2 protein-coding genes are annotated in these 20,214 nt (G+C 72.2%); both read left to right on the top strand.

All coding sequences use genetic code 11. The features are described 5' to 3' along the window. Positions 1-31 precede the first annotated feature (31 nt). Positions 32-5,095: a type I polyketide synthase gene (locus AC1Z4A_RS01940; protein ID WP_483676066.1), complete on the top strand. Its 5,064-nt coding sequence runs from the start codon at positions 32-34 to the stop codon at positions 5,093-5,095. Between the two features lie 124 nt (positions 5,096-5,219). Then, entirely contained in the window at positions 5,220-20,207 is a 14,988-nt protein-coding gene (locus tag AC1Z4A_RS01935) for an SDR family NAD(P)-dependent oxidoreductase (RefSeq protein WP_483676065.1), read from the top strand. Positions 20,208-20,214 lie beyond the last annotated feature (7 nt).

Raw genomic sequence — 20,214 nt, 5'->3', positions numbered from 1 at the left:
CACCAACTGCCCGAGATTGGCTCATACTTCGATGGCGAACGACGAGAAACTGCGCGATTACCTGCGGCGTGCCACGACCGACCTCCAGGAGACCCGGCGCCGGCTGCGCGAGGCGGAGGACGGCCGGCACGAGCCGATCGCGATCGTGGGCATGGGCTGCCGCTACCCCGGGGGCGTTTCGTCCCCCGAGGACCTGTGGCGCGTGGTGGACGAGGGCGTCGACGTCGTCGGGCAGTTCCCCACCGACCGGGGCTGGGACCTGGACGCGCTCTACGACCCCACCCCCGGCCGTCCCGGCCGCAGCTATGTGCGCGAAGGCGGGTTCCTCTACGACGCCGCCGACTTCGACCCGGTGTTCTTCGGCCTGAGCCCCCGCGAGGCGCCGGAGACCGATCCCCAGCAGCGGCTGCTGCTCGAGATCAGCTGGGAGGCGTTCGAGCGGGCGGGCATCGACCCCGCCACCGTCAGGGGCAGCCGGACCGGGGTGTTCGCGGGCCTGATGTACCACGACTACGCGGGCGGCAGCACGGCGGGCAGCCTGGTGTCGGGCCGGGTCGCCTACACCTTCGGCTTCGAGGGCCCGGCCGTGACCGTGGACACCGCCTGCTCGTCCTCGCTGGTGGCCCTGCACCTGGCCGCGCAGGCGCTGCGCAACGGCGAGTGCACGCTCGCCCTCGCCGGCGGGGTGACCGTGATGGCGGGCCCGGAGATGTTCGTGGAGTTCAGCAGGCAGCGCGGGCTGGCCGCGGACGGGCGCTGCAAGTCCTTCGCCGGGGCGGCGGACGGTGCGGGCTGGTCCGAGGGCGCCGGAGTACTGCTGGTGGAGCGGCTGTCGGACGCCCGGCGCAACGGCCATCCGGTACTCGCGGTCGTACGCGGCTCCGCCGTCAACCAGGACGGCGCCAGCAACGGCCTCACCGCCCCCAACGGCCCCGCCCAGCAGCGGGTGATCCGGGCGGCGCTGGCCGACGCCGGGCTGTCCGCGGCCGAGGTCGACACGGTGGAGGCGCACGGCACCGGCACCCGGCTCGGCGACCCCATCGAAGCGCAGGCCCTGCTGGCCACGTACGGCCGGGACCGCCCGGCCGACCGGCCGCTGCGGCTGGGATCGATCAAGTCCAACATGGGCCACGCACAGGCCGCGGCCGGCGTCGGCGGCATCATCAAGATGGTCATGGCCATGCGGCACCGCACGCTGCCCGGGACCCTGCACGTCGACGAGCCGACCCCGCAGGTGGACTGGTCGGCGGGGCACGTGGAGCTGCTCACCGCACCGCTCCCGTGGCACGCCGACGGGCCGCGGCGCGCGGGAGTCTCCTCGTTCGGGCTCAGTGGCACCAACGCGCACGTCATCGTCGAGGAGGCGGCCGAGGAGACGGGGGAGCAGGCTCCCGGAGCCGCCCGCGTGGCGCCGGGATCGGTGCCGTGGGTGCTGTCCGCGCGCGACGACAGGGCGCTGCGCGACATGGCCGGGCGGCTGCGCACCCACATCGAGTCCGGGACCGGCGGCCGGAGCCACACGGCCGATGCGGTTGACGTCGCTCATTCGCTCGCCACCACCAGGGCCACGTTCGACCACCGTGCAGTCGTGGTCGGCGCCGACGAGGAGACGCTGCTGCGCCGTCTGGCCGCCCTGGCCGCGGGGGAGGAGACCACCGGCCTCGTACAGGGCACTGCCGAGGACCACCGAGGCCGCACGGCCTTCCTCTTCGCCGGACAGGGCGCCCAGCGCCTCGGCATGGGCCGGGAGCTGTACGAGTCCCAGCCCGCCTTCGCGACAGCCCTGGACGCGGTGTGCACGGAACTTGACCAGCACCTGGACCGTCCGCTGCGCGAGATCATGTGGCACGGGCCGGACGCGACGGAACTGGACCGCACCTGCTACGCCCAGCCCGCGCTGTTCGCCGTGGAAGTCGCCCTGTTCCGGCTCCTGGAGTCCTGGGGCGTCCACCCCGACCTGCTGATCGGCCACTCGATCGGCGAGCTGGCGGCGGCTCACGTCGCCGGGGTGTTCACCCTGCCGGACGCCTGTGCGCTGGTGGCCGCGCGCGGCCGGCTGATGCAGGCGCTCCCGGACGGCGGTGCGATGGTCGCCGTCGAGGCGTCCGAGGACGAGGTCCTGCCCCTGCTCAAGGACGGCGTCGGCGTCGGCATCGGCGCCGTCAACGGCCCGTCCGCCGTGGTGCTCTCGGGCGACGAGGACGCGGTGCTGGAACTTGCCGAACGGCTGCGGGGCCAGGGCCGCAAGACATCCCGGCTCAGGGTCTCGCACGCCTTCCACTCCGCACGCATGGAGCCGATGCTGGAGGAGTTCCGCAAGGTGGTGGCGGGACTCCCGGCAGCCGCGCCCCGCCTGCCGATCGTCTCCAACCTCACCGGACGGCCGTGCACGGACGACGAGGTGACCTCGCCCGAGTACTGGGTGCGGCACGTCCGTGAGACGGTGCGCTTCCGGGACGGCATGGCCACCCTGGACGCGCAGGGGGTCACCGCCTTCGTCGAAGTGGGGCCCGGCGCCACGCTCACCGCCATGGCCCGCCAGTGCGTTGCCGACGACTCCCCGTCCGGCCCGGCCTTCCTGCCGCTCCTGCGGACCGACCGCCCCGAGACAGAGGCACTGATCACCGCCGTGGCCGGACTCCACGTACGCGGCGTCACCGTCCGCTGGCCCGAGGCCGTGGCCGCGTGGGGCGGCCGCCGGATCCCGCTGCCCACCTACCCCTTCCAGCGGCAGCGCTACTGGTGGGAGGAGCAGGCCGCCGGAGCCCCGGCCCCCGGCCGTGACGGGGGTGCCGCAGCCGCGGGCGAGTCCGCGTTCTGGGACGCCGTACGCCGGTCGGACACGGATGCGCTGACGGCCGCCCTGCACGTCGAGGACGACGCCCAGCGCTCCTCCCTCGGCACCGTGCTGCCCCTGCTGGCCTCCTGGCGCACCCGGCGGGTCGAGCAGGCCACTGCCGACGCCTGGAGCTACCGGATCGACTGGCAACCGCTCCCCGAGCACACCGTGGACACCCTTCCGCCATCGGGCAGTTGGCTGCTCGTCACCCCCTCGGGACCCACGGGGGAGGGCGCCCGTCACTGGGCCGACCGGCTGGCCGGCGCACTGCGGTCACTGGGCGCGGACGTACGGACCGCCGAGGCAGCGGCGGCCGGGCTCGCGTCCGCGGAGGGCCCGGCCCGGGCCGCGCTGACGGAACAGCTCCGCACCGCGGCCGGGACGGACGGGCGGGTACGGGCCGTGGTCTCCTTCCTCGCCCTCGACGGCGGACGCGAGGACACGGCAGACGTAGCTGCGGCAGACGAAGACTCGGCAGAAGGGGTGCCGCACGGCCTGTCGGCCACCGTCGCGCTGGCCCAGCTGCTCGGCGAAGTGGCGATCGACGCACCGCTGTGGTGCCTGACCCGCGGCGCCGTCGCGGTCGGCGGCGCCGAGGAACTGCCGCACCCCGAGCAGGCGTCGGTGTGGGGGCTCGGCAGGGTCGTCGCCCTGGAGCACCCGCAGCGCTGGGGCGGCTTGATCGACCTCCCCGCGGCCGCCGACGGCCGCGCACTCACCCGTCTGCTCGCCGCCCTGGCCGGCGAGCAGACCGGGGACCGGATCGGGGACCGGATCGAGGACCAGATCGCGGTCCGCGACTCCGGGGTCTTCGCCCGCCGCCTCGTCCACGTCACCCCCGACACCACCCTCGCCGGGCCCGGCAGCGACGGCGCGGGCTGGACGCCGAGCGGCACCGTACTGGTGACCGGCGGCACGGGCGCGCTCGGTGCCCACGTCGCCCGCTGGCTGGTCCGGCGCGGCGCCGGGCACCTCGTACTGACCAGCCGCCGGGGCAGCAGCGCGCCGGGCGCCGCCGAGCTGGCGGCCGAACTGACCGCCCTGGGCGCCCGCGTCACCCTCGCCTCCTGCGACGTCGCCGACCGGGAAGCGCTCGCCGCCCTGCTGGACGGCCTGCCCGAGGACCAGCCGCTGACGGCCGTGATGCACACCGCTGGCGTCCTCGACGACGGTGTACTGGAGTCCATCACCCCCGAGCGGCTGTCCGGCGTGCTCCGGCCCAAGGCCGAGGCGGCCCGGCACCTGCACGAACTCACCCGCGACCGCGGCCTGTCGGCGTTCGTCACCTTCTCCTCGATCGCCGGACTGCTCGGCAGCGCGGGACAGGGCGGCTACGCCGCCGCCAACGCCTACCTGGACGCCCTCGCCCAGCACCGCCGGGCCCTGGGCCTGGCCGCCACCTCGGTGGCCTGGGGCCCGTGGGACGGCGGCGGCATGGCCGGGGAGGAGGCGTCCCAGGACCGATCCTGGTGGCGCGGCCTGTCCCCGATGGACCCCGAACGCTGCCTGGCCGCGCTCCAGCGCGCCCTGGACCGCTCCGCCACCTGCGTCGGCGTGCTCGACGCCGACTGGCAGGAGCTGGCCCCCTCCTTCACCGCGACCCGCCCCAGCCCGCTGATCGCCGGCCTCCCCGAAGTACGGGCCGCCGCGACCGCCACGGGCACCCGGCCCGCCACGGCCACCGAGGCCCCCTCGGACCTGGCGGCCCGGCTGGCCGCCCTGTCCGAGCCCGAGCAGCGGCGCGAAGTCCTGGACCTGGTGCGCGGCCAGGTGGCGCTCGTCCTCGCCTACGACGACGCCGGAACGGTCCAGCCGGGCCGGGCCTTCAGCGAGCTGGGATTCGACTCGCTGACGGCAGTCGAGTTCCGCAACCGGCTCGCCGCGGTCACCGGCCGGCGGCTCCCCGCCACCCTGCTCTTCGACTACGCCACCCCCGCCGCCCTGGCCGGACACCTGCACGGCGAGCTGTGCAACCCGGACGCGGCCCGGGCCGTGCCCGTACTGACCGACCTGGAACGGCTGGAGACGGCCGTCGCCGCCCTGCCCCCCGAAGAGATCGAACGCAGCCGCATCACCCACCGGCTCCAGGATCTCCTCGCCCGCCTCGACGAACGGCTCGGCGCAGCCGAAGCCGACGCCGACGGTGGCACGGACGGCACCGGACCGGGCACCGCACCGACCGTTGCCGAGCGCCTGGAAACCGCCTCGGCGGAGGACGTCTTCGACTTCCTCGACAAAGAACTCGGGATCTCCTGACCCGCTTCCCGCACCACCACCCTTCTGCCCTTCTGCCCTTCTGCACCACCGACACCACCTCAACTCCCGCTCCCTCCACCGCAGGTCCCGGGAAACGACACACGGCGAGGCCCTGATGGCGAACGTGAATGAAGCAAAGCTGCTCGACTACCTCAAGCGGACGACCGCGGACCTGCACGCCACCAAGCAGCGGCTGCGGGACGTCGAGAACGCCGACCGCGAGCCCATTGCGATCGTCGCAATGAGCTGCCGCTTCCCCGGCGGGGTGAACAGCCCCGAGGACCTGTGGCGGCTGGTCGCCGAAGGAACCGACGCCATCGGGGACTTCCCCCAGGACCGCGGCTGGGACCTCGGCCCGGCACCGGAGCCCGCGGACCGGCCGGCGGACGGCACCGGCTCGGACTACACCCGCAAGGGCGGCTTCCTCCACGACGCCGCCGGGTTCGACCCCGCCTTCTTCGGCATCTCGCCGCGCGAGGCCCTGGCCATGGACCCCCAGCAGCGGCTGCTCCTGGAAACCACCTGGGAGGCCTTCGAACGCGGCGGCATCGCCCCCGACTCGCTGCACGGCGAGCGCGTCGGCGTGTTCGTCGGCACCAACGGCCAGACCTACTTCGACCTGCCCCTGCCCGAGGAGTCCGCGGCCTACATGGCCACCGGCAGCAACGCCGCCGTCCTCTCCGGCCGCCTCTCCTACGTCCTGGGCCTGGAAGGCCCGGCCGTCACCGTGGACACCGCCTGCTCGTCCTCGCTGGTCGCCCTGCACCTGGCCGTGCAGGCGCTGCGCAACGGCGAGTGCACGCTCGCCCTCGCCGGGGGCGCGACCGTGATGGCCACCCCCGGACCGTTCGTCGCCTTCAGCAGGCAGCGCGGGCTGGCCGCAGACGGCCGGTGCAAGGCGTTCTCCGAGTCGGCCGACGGCACGGGCTGGTCCGAGGGCGCAGGCGTGCTGCTGGTGGAGCGGTTGTCGGATGCGCAGCGCAACGGGCATCCGGTGCTGGCGGTGGTGCGCGGGTCGGCCGTGAATCAGGACGGTGCGAGCAATGGCCTGACGGCTCCCAACGGCCCGTCGCAGCAGCGCGTCATCTGGGACGCGCTGGCGAACGCGCGGCTGTCCTCGGACCAGGTCGACGTGGTGGAGGCGCACGGCACGGGCACGGTGCTGGGCGATCCGATCGAGGCGCAGGCGCTGCTGGCGACGTACGGTCGGGACCGGGATGCGGGGCGTCCGTTGTGGCTGGGTTCGGTGAAGTCGAATCTGGGTCACACGCAGGCCGCGGCGGGTGTTGCCGGCGTCATCAAGATGGTGATGGCGATGCGGCAGGGGGTGCTGCCCAGGACGCTGCATGTGGATGAGCCGTCCACGAAGGTGGACTGGGATGCGGGTGCGGTGCGGCTGCTGACCGAGGGACGGCCGTGGGAGGGCGGCGACCGGGGTCCGCGCCGGGCTGCGGTCTCCGCCTTCGGGATCAGCGGCACGAACGCCCACACCATCCTGGAGGAAGCCCCCGCGGAAGCCGACGGGGAATCGCCGGAGCAGCGGGCCTGGCCGCAGGGCACGCCGCTGCCCTGGCCGGTCTCCGGCGCCACTCCCGACGCCCTGCGCGAGCAGGCCGCCCGGCTGCTGGCCCGCATCGACGGCGAGGACGCGCCCGCACCGCTCGACGTGGCCTACTCGCTGAGCACGGGCCGTGCCGCGCTGGAGCAGCGCGCAGTGGTGCTGGGCACCGACAGGGCCGAACTGACCGACGGACTGCGCGTGGTGGCCGAGGGCCGCGCCGGTGCGGTGCGCGGCGTGAGCACCGAGGGGCAGCTGGCATTCCTGTTCACGGGGCAGGGTGCGCAGCGTGTGGGGATGGGCCGGGAGCTGTACGAGGCGTTTCCGGTTTACGCCCAGGCGTTTGACGAGGTTGGCGAGCACCTGGAACTGCCACTGAGGGACGTGGTGTTCGGGGACGATCAGGGGGTGCTGGGCCGGACCGAGTTCGCGCAGCCTGCGTTGTTCGCTGTCGAGGTGGCGCTGTACCGGCTGGTGGAGTCCTGGGGGATACGCCCGGACTACGTGGCCGGGCACTCGGTCGGCGAGATCGCGGCCGCGCACGCGGCCGGGGTGCTGTCGCTGGCGGATGCCTGCACCTTGGTCGCGGCGCGCGGGCGGCTGATGCAAGGGCTCCCGGACGGCGGCGCGATGGTCGCCGTCCAGGCCACCGAGGACGAGATCCTGCCCTTGCTGGCGGACGGCGCCGGGATCGCCGCCGTCAACGGGCCGGAGGCGGTGGTGATTTCGGGCCCCGAGGCGCCCGTACTGGCGATCAGCGAGCAGCTTCGTGCTCAGGGCCGCAAGACCTCGCAGCTGAAGGTCTCCCACGCCTTCCACTCCTCGCTGATGGACCCGATGCTGGAGGACTTCCGGCAGGTCGTGGAGAAGCTCTCCTTCCACGAGCCGAAGATCCCCGTCGTCTCCAACGTCACCGGGTACCTGGCAGCGGCGCGGGAACTGACGTCCCCCGACTACTGGGTCCGGCACGTCCGCCAACCGGTCCGCTTCGCCGACGGCATAAGGGCCCTGGCCGCGGAAGGCGTCACCACTTTCCTGGAGCTGGGCCCCGATGCCGTTCTGACCGCCATGGCCCAGCAGTGCGTCCCCGACGACGGCACCGATCGCGCCTTCGTCTCCGTACTGCGCCGCAACCGCCCCGAGAGCCCGGAGGCAGTCACCGCACTGGCCCGGCTGTGGACACGCGGCCGGCACGTCGACTGGAACGGCCTCTTCGCCGGATACGGCGCACACCGTGCGGACCTGCCCACGTACGCCTTCCAGCGCGAGCACTACTGGATCCAGGACACGGCCGCCAGTGGCGGCGACCTGGCCTCCATGTACCGCGTGGACTGGGTGCCGGTGGCGGTGGCGGTGCCGGTGCCGGTGCCGGTGCCGGTGGCGGTCGCCGAGCCGGTGGGGGCGCTGACCGTAGGTGCGTATGACGGGCTCACTGACTCTGTCCCGGTGCCTGACGTCGTCACGCTTTCCGCGGTTGGTGTGACGGGTGGTGCTGATGGTGTTCATGCCGTGGTGGCGGGGGTTTTGGAGGCGCTGCAGCGGTGGTTGGTGGAGGAGCGGTTTGCGGATTCGCGTCTGGTGGTGCTGACGCAGGGTGCGGTGTCGGTGGACGGCGAAGGTGTCACCGATCTTGCCGGTGCCGCGGTGTGGGGTCTGGTGCGCTCGACGCAGGCCGAGCATCCGGGCCGGGTGACGCTGGTGGATCTCTCCCCGGGCGATGAACCGGACGACTCCGTCAGCCTGTTGGCTGGTGTTGTGGGTTCGGGTGAGTCGCAGGTTGTGGTGCGGGGTGGGGTGGTGTGTGGTGCTCGGCTGGCGCGGGCTGCCGCTCCGGTCCGGTCCGCGGCGTGGTCGGGTGAGGGTGCGGTTTTGATCACTGGTGGGACGGGTGGTCTGGGTGCGTTGCTGGCTCGGCATGTGGTGGGGGTGTGGGGGGTGCGGCGGCTGGTGTTGACCAGTCGGCGTGGTCTGGCTGCTCCTGGTGCGGAGGAGCTGGTGGCGGAGCTGTCTGCGCTGGGTGCGGATGTGTCGGTGGTGGCGTGTGATGTGGCTGATCGTGTGGCTGCGGAAGAGCTGCTGGCTGGGATTGACGGGCTGCGTGTGGTGGTGCATGCGGCGGGTGTGCTGGATGACGGTGTTGTGGGGTCGTTGTCTGCTGAGCGTTTGGCGGCGGTGTTGCGGCCGAAGGTGGATGGTGCGTGGAATCTGCATGAGCTGACCCGCGATACCACGCTGGATGGCTTTGTCGTGTTTTCTTCTGCTGCGGGTGTGCTGGGTGTTCCGGGGCAGGGGAGTTATGCGGCCGCGAATGCGTTTTTGGATGCGCTGGTGGAGCAGCGTGTGGTGCAGGGTTTGCCGGGTGCTGCGCTGGCGTGGGGTCTGTGGTCTGGTGATGGTGTCGTCGGTGGGATGGGCGGCGGCCTGTCGGCAGGTGATCGTGCGCGGATGGCGCGTGGTGGAGTGCTGCCGCTGACGGCTGCCGAAGGGCTGGGGCTGTTCGATGCGGGGTGGCGCGCGGATGCGGCGCTGGTCCCGGTGAAGCTGGACGCGGGGGCATTGCGTGCGCAGGGCAGGACCCTGCCCACCCTCTTCCACAACCTGGTGGGCCACCCCCTGCACCACCATGCCGCCCCCCGCACCGAGACCGCCGCCGAAACCACCCTCGGCGAGCAGCTCGCCGCGCTCCCCGAGGACGAGCGCCGCGCGGCCGTCCTCGATGTCGTACGGGGTCAGGTCGCCGCCGTACTCGGCCATGCCACCCCGGACTCCATCGCACCCGACCGGGCCTTCAGTGATCTCGGCTTCGACTCGCTCACCGCCGTGGAGCTGCGCAACAGCCTCAACGCCGCCACCGGCCTGCGCCTGCCCTCCACCCTGGTCTTCGACTACCCCACCGCAGCCGACCTCGCCGGCCACCTCCTGGCCGAGGTCTCCGGGGCGGTGGCCCTGGCGAGCGCTGTGCCCACGGCCGTCGCGGCCGCCGACGACCCGATCGCCGTCGTGGGCATGGCCTGCCGCTTCCCTGGCGGCGTCGCGTCGCCCGAGGACCTGTGGCAGCTGGTCGCCGACGGCACCGACGCCCTCACCGACTTCCCCGACGACCGCGGCTGGAACGTGGACCGCCTCTACGACCCGACCGGGTCCCGTGAGGACACCACATACGTCCGCGAAGGCGGCTTCCTGCACGACGCCGCCGACTTCGACGCGGACTTCTTCGGCATCAGCCCGAACGAGGCCCTGATCACCGACCCCCAGCAGCGCCTTCTCCTTGAGACCTCCTGGGAGGCCCTGGAGCGCGCCGGCATCGATCCGACCGCACTCAAGGGCTCTTCCACCGGCGTCTTCGCGGGCGTCGTCTACCACGACTACACCGGCAGCAGCAGCTCCGGCAGCATCGTCTCCGGACGCGTCGCCTACACGCTCGGGCTGGAGGGTCCGGCGGTGACCGTGGACACCGCCTGCTCGTCCTCGCTGGTGGCCCTGCACCTGGCCGGTCAGGCGCTGCGCAACGGCGAGTGCACCCTCGCTCTGGCCGGCGGCGTGACGATCATGGCGTCCCCTGCTGCCTTCGTGGAGTTCAGCCGCCAGCGCGGACTGTCCCGCGACGGCCGCTGCAAGGCGTTCGCCGCGGCCGCCGACGGCACGGGCTGGGCCGAGGGCGTGGGCGTGCTGGTGGTGGAGCGGCTGTCGGATGCGCGGCGCAACGGCCACCGGGTGCTGGCGGTCGTCCGCGGGTCCGCCGTCAACCAGGACGGCGCCAGCAACGGCCTGACGGCGCCGAACGGCCCGTCCCAGCAGCGCGTCATCCGGCAGGCGCTGGCGAACGCAGGCCTGACGACGGGCGACGTGGACGCGGTCGAGGCGCACGGTACGGGCACGGCCCTGGGCGACCCCATCGAAGCCCAGGCCCTGCTGGCGACCTACGGCCAGGACCGTCCGCAGGAGCGCCCGCTGTGGCTCGGCTCGGTCAAGTCGAACATCGGGCACACCCAGGGCGCGGCCGGCGTCGCCGGAATCATCAAGATGGTCATGGCCATGCGCCACGGCACGCTGCCCAGGACGCTGCACGTGGACGAGCCGTCCACGCACGTGGACTGGTCGGCGGGCGAGGTGCGGCTGCTGACGGAGGACGTGCAGTGGAGCGCCGGACGCCCGCGCCGCGCGGGCATCTCCTCCTTCGGCATCAGCGGCACCAACGCCCACGTCATCATCGAACAGCCTGTCCCCGACGACGAGGAGACGCCCGAAGAGCCTGTGTCCGGCGCCCCGGTCGTGCCGTGGGTCGTCTCGGCACGCGGCGAGGAGGCACTGCGCGCACAGGCGGCACGACTGGCGGCGTTCGCGGAAGAACACCCCGCGCTGCGCCCGGCGGACGTGGGCCACTCACTGGCCACCACACGGGCCGCGCTGGAGCAGCGCGCGGTGGTGCTGGGCGCGGACCGCGAAGAGCTGGTCGCCGCGCTGCGGGAGGTGGCCGAGGGCGGCGCCGGGGCGGCGAGCGGTGCCGCACGAGCGGGCGGCAAGACGGCCTTCCTGTTCACAGGGCAGGGCGCGCAGCGCGCCGGGATGGGACAGGAGCTGTACGCGGCCTTCCCGGCCTTCGCCACCGCCCTGGACGAGGTCTGCGAACTGCTCGAACTCCCGCTGAAGGACGTGCTGTTCGACCCGGCCGGCCAGGAAACACTGAACCGTACCGAGTACGCCCAGCCTGCGTTGTTCGCTGTTGAGGTGGCGCTGTACCGGCTGGTGGAGTCTTGGGGCATCCGCCCGGACTTCCTGGTCGGGCACTCGATCGGCGAGATCGCGGCCGCTCATGTCGCCGGGATCCTGTCACTCGCCGACGCCTGTGCTCTGGTGGCCGCGCGCGGGCGGCTGATGCAGGAGCTTCCGGCGGGCGGGGTGATGGTCGCCGTCGAGGCGTCCGAGGACGAGGTCCTGCCGCTGCTGAAGGACGGCGCGGGCATCGGGTCGATCAACGGGCCCCGGTCCGTGGTGCTCTCCGGCCCGGAGGCGGCGGTCACGGGGATCGTGACGCAGCTGCGTGCCCAGGGCCGCAAGACCTCGCAGCTCAAAGTCTCGCACGCCTTCCACTCAGGATTGATGGAACCGATGCTGGAGGACTTCCGGGCCGTGCTGGACGGCCTGGCCTTCCACGAGTCCCGGCTGACGATCATCTCCACCCTGACCGGGGAACCGGCCGCGGAGCAGGACCTGGCATCGCCGGAGTACTGGGTGCGGCACGCCCGTCAAGCGGTGCGCTTCGCGGACGGAGTGCGGAGCGCGGTCGCCCGCGGGGCCACCCGCTTCGTGGAGCTGGGCCCGGACGGCGTGCTGACCGGTCTGGCGCAGGGCTGCCTCACGGAGGACGAGTCCGGGCGCATCCTGTGCGCAACGCTGCTGCGGAAGGGCCGGGACGAGGTACGGACGGCACTGACGGGCCTGGCCGCCCTGCACACCACCGGAACGCCGGTGGACTGGGCCGCAGTCTTCGCGAACACCGGAGCACGCCAGGTCGACCTGCCCACCTACGCCTTCCGGCGCCGCCGCTTCTGGTCCCAGACGCCGACCGACCACGGCGACCCGAGCGCCATCGGCCTCGGTGCGACCGACCACCCGCTGCTGGGCGCTGCGATCGTCCCGGCCGACTCGGAGGAAGTGCTGTTCAGCGGCCGTCTGTCGACGCAGACCCAGCCCTGGCTGGCCGACCACGTCGTGGGCGACTCGATCTTCTTCCCCGGCACCGGTTTCGTCGAGCTGGCGGTTCGGGCGGGGGACCAGGTGGGGTGCGGGGTATTGGACGAGCTGACGCTGGAGGCGCCGCTGGTGCTTCCGGAGCGTGGCGGGGTCCAGGTGCAGGTGGTGGTGGGCGCTCCGGATGGTTCGGGGGCGCGGTCGGTGCGGGTGTTCTCGCGGGGCGAGGACGCGATGGCCGACGTTCCGTGGACGCGGCATGCGTCGGGTGTGCTTGCGGCGCGCTCGTCGGGCGGCGGAGCGATTGATCTGAGCGAGTGGCCGCCGGCCGGTGCCGAGCTGTTGTCGCTGGACGGGGTGTACGAGCGGTATGCGGAGGGCGGCCTCTCGTACGGGCCGGTTTTCCGTGGGCTGCGGGCGGCCTGGCGGGTCGATGGTGGCGTGTGTGCCGAGGTGGGGCTTCCGGAGTCGGCGGATGTTGCGGGGTTCGGGCTGCATCCGGCGGTGTTCGATGCGGCGTTGCATGCGGTGGGGCTGACGTCGGCGGGGGAGCGGGCCGGTCTTCCGTTCGCGTGGTCGGGCGTGGAGATTTTTGCGACGGGCGCGTCAGTGCTCCGGGTCCGGGTGCGCCCCCTTAACGGCAGCGGTGCGGTATCGCTTGAACTGGCGGATGCGGCGGGCCGGCCGGTGGCGCTGGTCGAGCGCCTCGACGTACGGCCGCTCGCCGCCGAGCAACTGACCCAGGCCGCCAGTACGGCCTTTCACGACTCCCTCTACCGTGTGGACTGGGTGCCGGTGGCGGTCGCCGAGCCGGTGGGGGCGCTGACCGTAGGTGCGTATGACGGGCTCACTGACTCTGTCCCGGTGCCTGACGTCGTCACGCTTTCCGCGGTTGGTGTGACGGGTGGTGCTGATGGCGTTCATGCCGTGGTGGCGGGGGTTTTGGAGGCGCTGCAGCGGTGGTTGGTGGAGGAGCGGTTTGCGGATTCGCGTCTGGTGGTGCTGACGCAGGGTGCGGTGTCGGTGGACGGCGAAGGTGTCACCGATCTTGCCGGTGCCGCGGTGTGGGGTCTGGTGCGCTCGGCGCAGGCGGAGCATCCGGGTCGGATCGTCTTGGTGGACACCGAGGACGGAGCACCTGAACCGACCGGCCTTCTGGCTGGTGTTGTGGGTTCGGGTGAGTCGCAGGTTGTGGTGCGGGGTGGGGTGGTGTGTGGTGCTCGGCTGGCGCGGGCTGCCGCTCCGGTCCGGTCCGCGGCGTGGTCGGGTGAGGGTGCGGTTTTGATCACTGGTGGGACGGGTGGTCTGGGTGCGTTGCTGGCTCGGCATGTGGTGGGGGTGTGGGGGGTGCGGCGGCTGGTGTTGACCAGTCGGCGTGGTCTGGCTGCTCCTGGTGCGGAGGAGCTGGTGGCGGAGCTGTCTGCGCTGGGTGCGGATGTGTCGGTGGTGGCGTGTGATGTGGCTGATCGTGTGGCTGCGGAAGAGCTGCTGGCTGGGATTGACGGGCTGCGTGTGGTGGTGCATGCGGCGGGTGTGCTGGATGACGGTGTTGTGGGGTCGTTGTCTGCTGAGCGTTTGGCGGCGGTGTTGCGGCCGAAGGTGGATGGTGCGTGGAATCTGCATGAGCTGACCCGCGATACCACGCTGGATGGCTTTGTCGTGTTTTCTTCTGCTGCGGGTGTGCTGGGTGTTCCGGGGCAGGGGAGTTATGCGGCCGCGAATGCGTTTTTGGATGCGCTGGTGGAGCAGCGTGTGGTGCAGGGTTTGCCGGGTGCTGCGCTGGCGTGGGGTCTGTGGTCTGGTGATGGTGTCGTCGGTGGGATGGGCGGCGGCCTGTCGGCAGGTGATCGTGCGCGGATGGCGCGTGGTGGAGTGCTGCCGCTGACGGCCGCCGAAGGGCTGGGGCTGTTCGATGCGGGGTGGCGCGCGGATGCGGCGCTGGTCCCGGTGAAGCTGGACGCGGGGGCATTGCGTGCGCAGGGCAGGACCCTGCCCACCCTCTTCCACAGCCTCGTCCCCGTCGTGCGCCGTACCGCAGCCGCCATTGACAGCCCCACCGCCGACTCGCTGTTCAACCGCCTGTCGGCACTCTCCGAGGCCGAGCGTAAGCGGGCCCTGCTGGACGTCGTACGGGGCCAGGTCGCCGCCGTACTCGGCCACTCCTCACCCGGGGCCATCGCCCCCGACCGGGCCTTCAAGGAACTCGGCTTCGACTCGCTGTCCTCGGTCGAACTGCGCAACGGCCTCAACACCGCCACCGGCCTGCGCCTGCCGGCCACCCTGGTCTTCGACTATCCCAACTCCGAGATCCTTGCGGCCTTCCTGCACGACGAAATCCTGGGCGCGCTGGACACCTCCACGGCCCTCACGGGCGCCGCCCTGGCCCGTAGGGGAGTACCCACCGACGACGACCCGATCGTCATCGTCGGGATGTCCTGCCGCTACCCGGGCGGCATCCGGTCGCCCGAGGACCTGTGGCGGCTGATAGCCGAAGGGGCGGACACCGTCTCCGACTTCCCCCACGACCGGGGCTGGGACGTCGACGCCCTGTACGACCCCACTGGCGAGCGCCCCGACACGACGTACGTCCGCGAGGGCGGCTTCCTGCACGACGCGGCCGATTTCGACGCCGCCTTCTTCCGGATCGCGCCGAACGAAGCGCTCAGCACGGACCCGCAGCAGCGCCTGCTGCTGGAGGCGTCCTGGGAGGCGTTCGAGCGGGCCGGCATCGACCCGGGCACGCTCAAGGGCAGCGACACCGGCGTCTTCGCCGGCGTGATGTACCACGACTACCCGACCAGCCACAGCGCGGGCAGCATCGTCTCCGGTCGCATCGCCTACACCTTCGGGCTGGAGGGTCCGGCGGTGACCGTGGACACCGCATGCTCGTCCTCGCTCGTGGCCCTGCACCTGGCGGGCCAGGCGCTGCGCAACGGCGAGTGCTCGCTGGCACTGGTGGGTGGCGTCACGGTGATGTCCACCCCGGCCACTTTCGTCGAGTTCAGCAGGCAGCGTGGGCTTGCGCGGGACGGCCGCTGCAAGTCCTTCGCCGAGGCGGCGGACGGCACGGGCTGGTCCGAGGGCGTCGGCGTGCTGGTGGTGGAGCGGCTGTCGGACGCGCGGCGGAAGGGGCACCGGGTGCTGGCGGTGGTGCGTGGGTCGGCAGTGAATCAGGATGGTGCGAGCAATGGCCTGACGGCTCCCAATGGCCCGTCGCAGCAGCGCGTCATCCGGGCCGCGCTGGCGAACGCCGGACTGACGGCGCGGGACGTGGACGTGGTGGAGGCGCATGGCACGGGCACGGTGCTCGGCGATCCGATCGAGGCGCAGGCGTTGTTGGCGACATACGGCCGGGAGCGGGATGCAGAGCGGCCATTGTGGCTGGGGTCGGTGAAGTCCAACCTCGGCCACACCCAGGCCGCGGCCGGAGTGGCCGGGATCATCAAGATGGTGATGGCGATGCGGCAGGGTGTGCTGCCCAGGACGCTGCATGTGGATGAGCCGTCCAGGAAGGTGGACTGGGACGCGGGTGCGGTGCGGCTGCTGACCGAGGAACGCCCGTGGGAGGGCGACCAGGGTCTGCGCCGGGCCGCGGTCTCCTCCTTCGGCATCAGCGGCACCAACGCCCACACCATCCTGGAGGAAGCCCCCGCGGAGAAAGCCGAGTCGCCCTCGGGGGCGCCGGAGCGGCCGCAGGGAACTCCGCTGCTTCTGCCGATCTCCGGAGGCACGACCCAGGCGCTGCGTGATCAGGCTGCGGGCTTGCTGGCCTTGCTTGAGGGCGAGGACGGGCCTGGTCTGGCGGATGTGGCGTATTCGCTGGCTGTGACCCGGGCCGGCTTGGAGCATCGTGCGGTGGTGCTGGCGGTGGACCGCGCGCAGGCGCGGGCACAGCTGACCGACGGATCGCTGGTGCAGGGGACGGTGAGCGAGGGACGGCTGGCGTTCCTGTTCACGGGGCAGGGTGCGCAGCGTGTGGGAATGGGCGGGGAGCTGTATGAGGCTTTCCCCGTTTTCGCGGCGGCGCTGGACGAGGTTTGCGGGCACCTGGAACTTCCCCTGAAGGATGTGATGTTCGGGGACGAGCAGGGGGTCCTGGACCGGACGGAGTTCGCGCAGCCCGCTCTGTTCGCGATCGAGGTGGCGTTGTACCGGCTGGTGGAGTCCTGGGGGGTACGCCCGGACTTCCTGGCCGGGCACTCGGTTGGCGAGATCGCGGCTGCCTACGTCTCTGGAGTGCTGTCCTTGGCGGATGCGTGCGCTCTGGTGGCGGCGCGCGGGCGGTTGATGCAGGCCCTGCCCGCGGGCGGGGTGATGGTGGCCGTCCAGGCCACCGAGGACGAAGTCCAGCCCCTGCTGAGGGACGGCGCCGGGATTGCCGCGATCAACGGGCCGCGCTCGGTAGTGATCTCGGGTCCCGAGGTGCCCGTACTGGTCATCGCGGACCAGCTGCGCGCGCAGGGCCGTAAGACCTCGCAGCTGAAGGTCTCCCACGCTTTCCACTCGGCGTTGATGGATCCGATGCTGGACGACTTCCGCACGGTCCTGGACGGCCTGGCCTTCCAGGCCCCGCAGATCCCCGTCGTCTCCAACGTCACCGGGCAGCTCGCAACAGCCGAAGACCTCACCTCACCCGAGTACTGGGTCCAGCACGCCCGTCAAGCTGTCCGCTTCGCCGACGGCATACAAACACTGGCCACCGAGGGCGTCACCACCTTCCTGGAGCTGGGCCCCGACGCCGTCCTGACCGCCATGGCCCAGGACTGCCTCCCCGACACCACCACCGGCACAGACAGGGCCTTCATCCCCACCCTCCGCCGCAACCACCCCGAAACACCCGAGACCACCAAAGCCCTCGCCCGCCTCTGGACCCGCGGCCACCCCATCACCTGGCAAACCTTCTACGCCCCCCACCACCCCCACCCCACCGACCTCCCCACCTACCCCTTCCAACGCCAGCGCTACTGGATCGACGGCTACTCCCCGTTCGGCGCGACATCGAACGTTGCCGAGCATCCGCTTCTCGGCGCTGCGGTCACCTTGGCCGACTCCGAAGCGGTGCTGTTCAACGGTCGTCTGTCGACGCAGGCCCAGCCCTGGCTGGCCGATCACGCCATTGGTGACAGCGTGCTCTTCCCGGGCACCGGCTTCGTCGAAATGGCGATCGCGGCTGCCGACCACGTCGAGTGCGCAACGCTGACCGAAATGACACTGGAAACACCGTTGGTGCTCCCCGACCGCGGGGCGGTGCACACCCAGCTCGTGGTCAACGCCGCCGACGACTCGGGCAGCCGCACCTTCAGCATCCACTCCCGTTCCACCGACGCCCCCACTGACCTTCCCTGGACGCGGCACGCATCGGGCGTGCTTGCCGTTCGCTCGCGTACGGCGGATGAGGCGGCCGGCCTTGCGGAGTGGCCCCTGGCGGGAGCCGAGCCGGTCTCGTTGGACGGGCTGTATGAGCGCTACGCGGAAGGCGGGCTGCTGTACGGGCCGGTCTTCCGTGGTCTGCGGGCGGCCTGGCGGGTCGATGGTGGTGGTGTGTGTGCCGAGGTGGCGCTTCCGGAGTCGGTGGATGTTGCGGGATTCGGGCTTCATCCGGCGCTGTTCGACGCGGCGTTGCACACGATCGGGCTGACGTCCGCGGGAGAAGAGGCGGGTCTTCCCTTCGCCTGGTCGGGCGTCGAGCTGTACGCGACAGGCGCATCGGTCCTCCGGGTGCACATACGCCCTCTCGACGGCAGCGGTGCGGTATCGCTGGAGCTGGCGGACGCAGCCGGTCATCCGGTGGCCCGGGTCGAGCGCCTGGACGTACGGCCGCTCGCCACCGAGCAGCTGGCCCAGACCGCCCGTACGGCCTTCCACGACTCCCTCTACCGCGTGGACTGGGTGCCTGTGGTGCCGGCCGGCGCGACGGGTTCGCTGACCGTAGGCGCGTACGAAGACCTCACCGAGTCGACCCCGGTCCCTGACATCGTCACCCTTTCCGCAGTCGGTGCGGCTGGCGGTGCCGAGGACGTTCACACCGTGCTGGCGAGGGTTCTGGAGACATTGCAGCAGTGGCTGGCCGACGAGCGGTTCGCCGACACCACCCTTGCAGTGGTCACCCGCGGAGCCGTGACGACCGGCACCGAGGACGTGACCGACCTGGCCGGTGCAGCGGTCGGCGGGCTGGTCCGCGCCGCGCAGATGGAGAACCCGGACCGTATCGTCCTGATCGACGTGGACGGGTCCGACGCCTCGCTCGCGGCCCTGCCCCGGGCGATACGCCCGGACGATCCCCAGCTCGCCCTGCGCAAGGGCGAGTTGTACGTACCTCGGCTGGCCAGGGCCTCGACCCACAGCGCCGGCACCGCACCCGAGGCAGTGTGGGACGCGGACGGGACCGTACTGATCACGGGCGCGACCGGCGCACTCGGCACCCTGGTCGCCCGCCACCTCGTCGCCGAGCGCGGGGTGCGCCGACTGCTGCTGACCAGCCGCCGCGGCCCGGACGCCCCGGGAGCCGCCGGACTCCACGCGGAACTCACCGCCCTGGGAGCCACGGTGACCCTGGCCGCCTGCGATGCGGCCGACCGGGACCGGCTGGCGGAACTCCTGGCGGGCATCCCCGCCGAACACCCGCTGACCGGGGTCGTCCACGTCGCAGGAGTCCTGGACGACGGGGTCGTCGCCTCGCTGACGCCGGAGCGCATGGACACGGTCCTGCGGCCCAAGGCCGACGCCGCCTGGAACCTGCACGAGCTGACCCGCGACCTGGACCTGTCCGCCTTCGTGCTCTTCTCCTCCATCGCCGGAGCCCTCGGCGTCCCGGGGCAGGGCAACTACGCCGCGGCCAACGCCTACCTGGACGCACTCGCCCAGCACCGCCGGGCCCAGGGCCTGGTGGCGACCTCGCTCGCCTGGGGCATGTGGGCAGACGGCGGCAACGACAGCGACAGTGACAGCGCGAGCGGCGGCGGCATGGCGGGCGGGCTGAGCGCCACCGACAAGCGGCGCATGGCACGATCCGGAGCCGGAGCGCTCTCCGCCGAACAGGGGCTCGCCCTCTTCGACCTGGCAGTCACCGGGCGGCCGCAGACCGGTACTCCGGGCGACGCCGTCCTGGTCCCCGCGGCTCTCGACCCCCGGGCCATGGCCGCGAGCGGTGCCGCGGCGGACCTGCCGGCGCTTTTCCGCGGCCTGGTGCGCGGCACCGTGCGGCGAGCTGCGCAGTCCGGACCGGCGGCGGCGCCCGCCGACAGCCGGAGCCTGCGCGACCGGCTGACCGGAACGCCCGCGCACGAGCGGCGGGATCTGGTGGTCGACCTGGTCCGCGGTCAGGTGGCAGCCGTGCTCGGACACGCCGGGGCCGAAGAGGTGGACGTCGACCGGGCGTTCGGCGACCTCGGCTTCGACTCGCTCTCGGCAGTGGAGTTCCGCAACGGACTCAACGCCGCCACGGGGCTGCGCCTTCCCGCCGCGCTGATCTTCGACTACCCGACCTCCCGCGCCGTCGCCGGATACCTGTGGGACGAACTCGGCCTGGAGACGGACGAAGCCGCGGCCGGTACCGCCGACTCCGACCGCCCGGGATCGGGACCGGGCACGGGCTCGGCCGAGGACCGTCTCCGCGCCGCGCTGGCCTCGATCCCGCTGTCGCGGCTGCGGGAGGCAGGCCTGATGGACAGCCTGCTGGAACTCGCGGGAATCGACGACGACCCGGTGACGGGGGAGGAGCAGGCGGACGGGGCATCGGAAGACATCGACGCCATGGACACCGAGAGCCTGATCAGCATGGCGCTCGCGGAATTCAGCGCGGACGGGCCGGACAGCATCGACGACGGGCCGGACAGCAGCACCGACGTGATACGGGAGATGTGACACCGAC

The sequence above is a fragment of the Streptomyces sp. 17_S59 genome (assembly GCF_056930295.1).
This window is presented reverse-complemented; position numbering and strand designations above follow the sequence as displayed.

What these genes read in the sequence shown, in the direction of transcription:
- AC1Z4A_RS01940 (WP_483676066.1), top strand. Translation starts at nt 32, where the DNA reads ATGGCGAACGACGAGAAACTGCGCGATTACCTGCGGCGTGCCACGACC.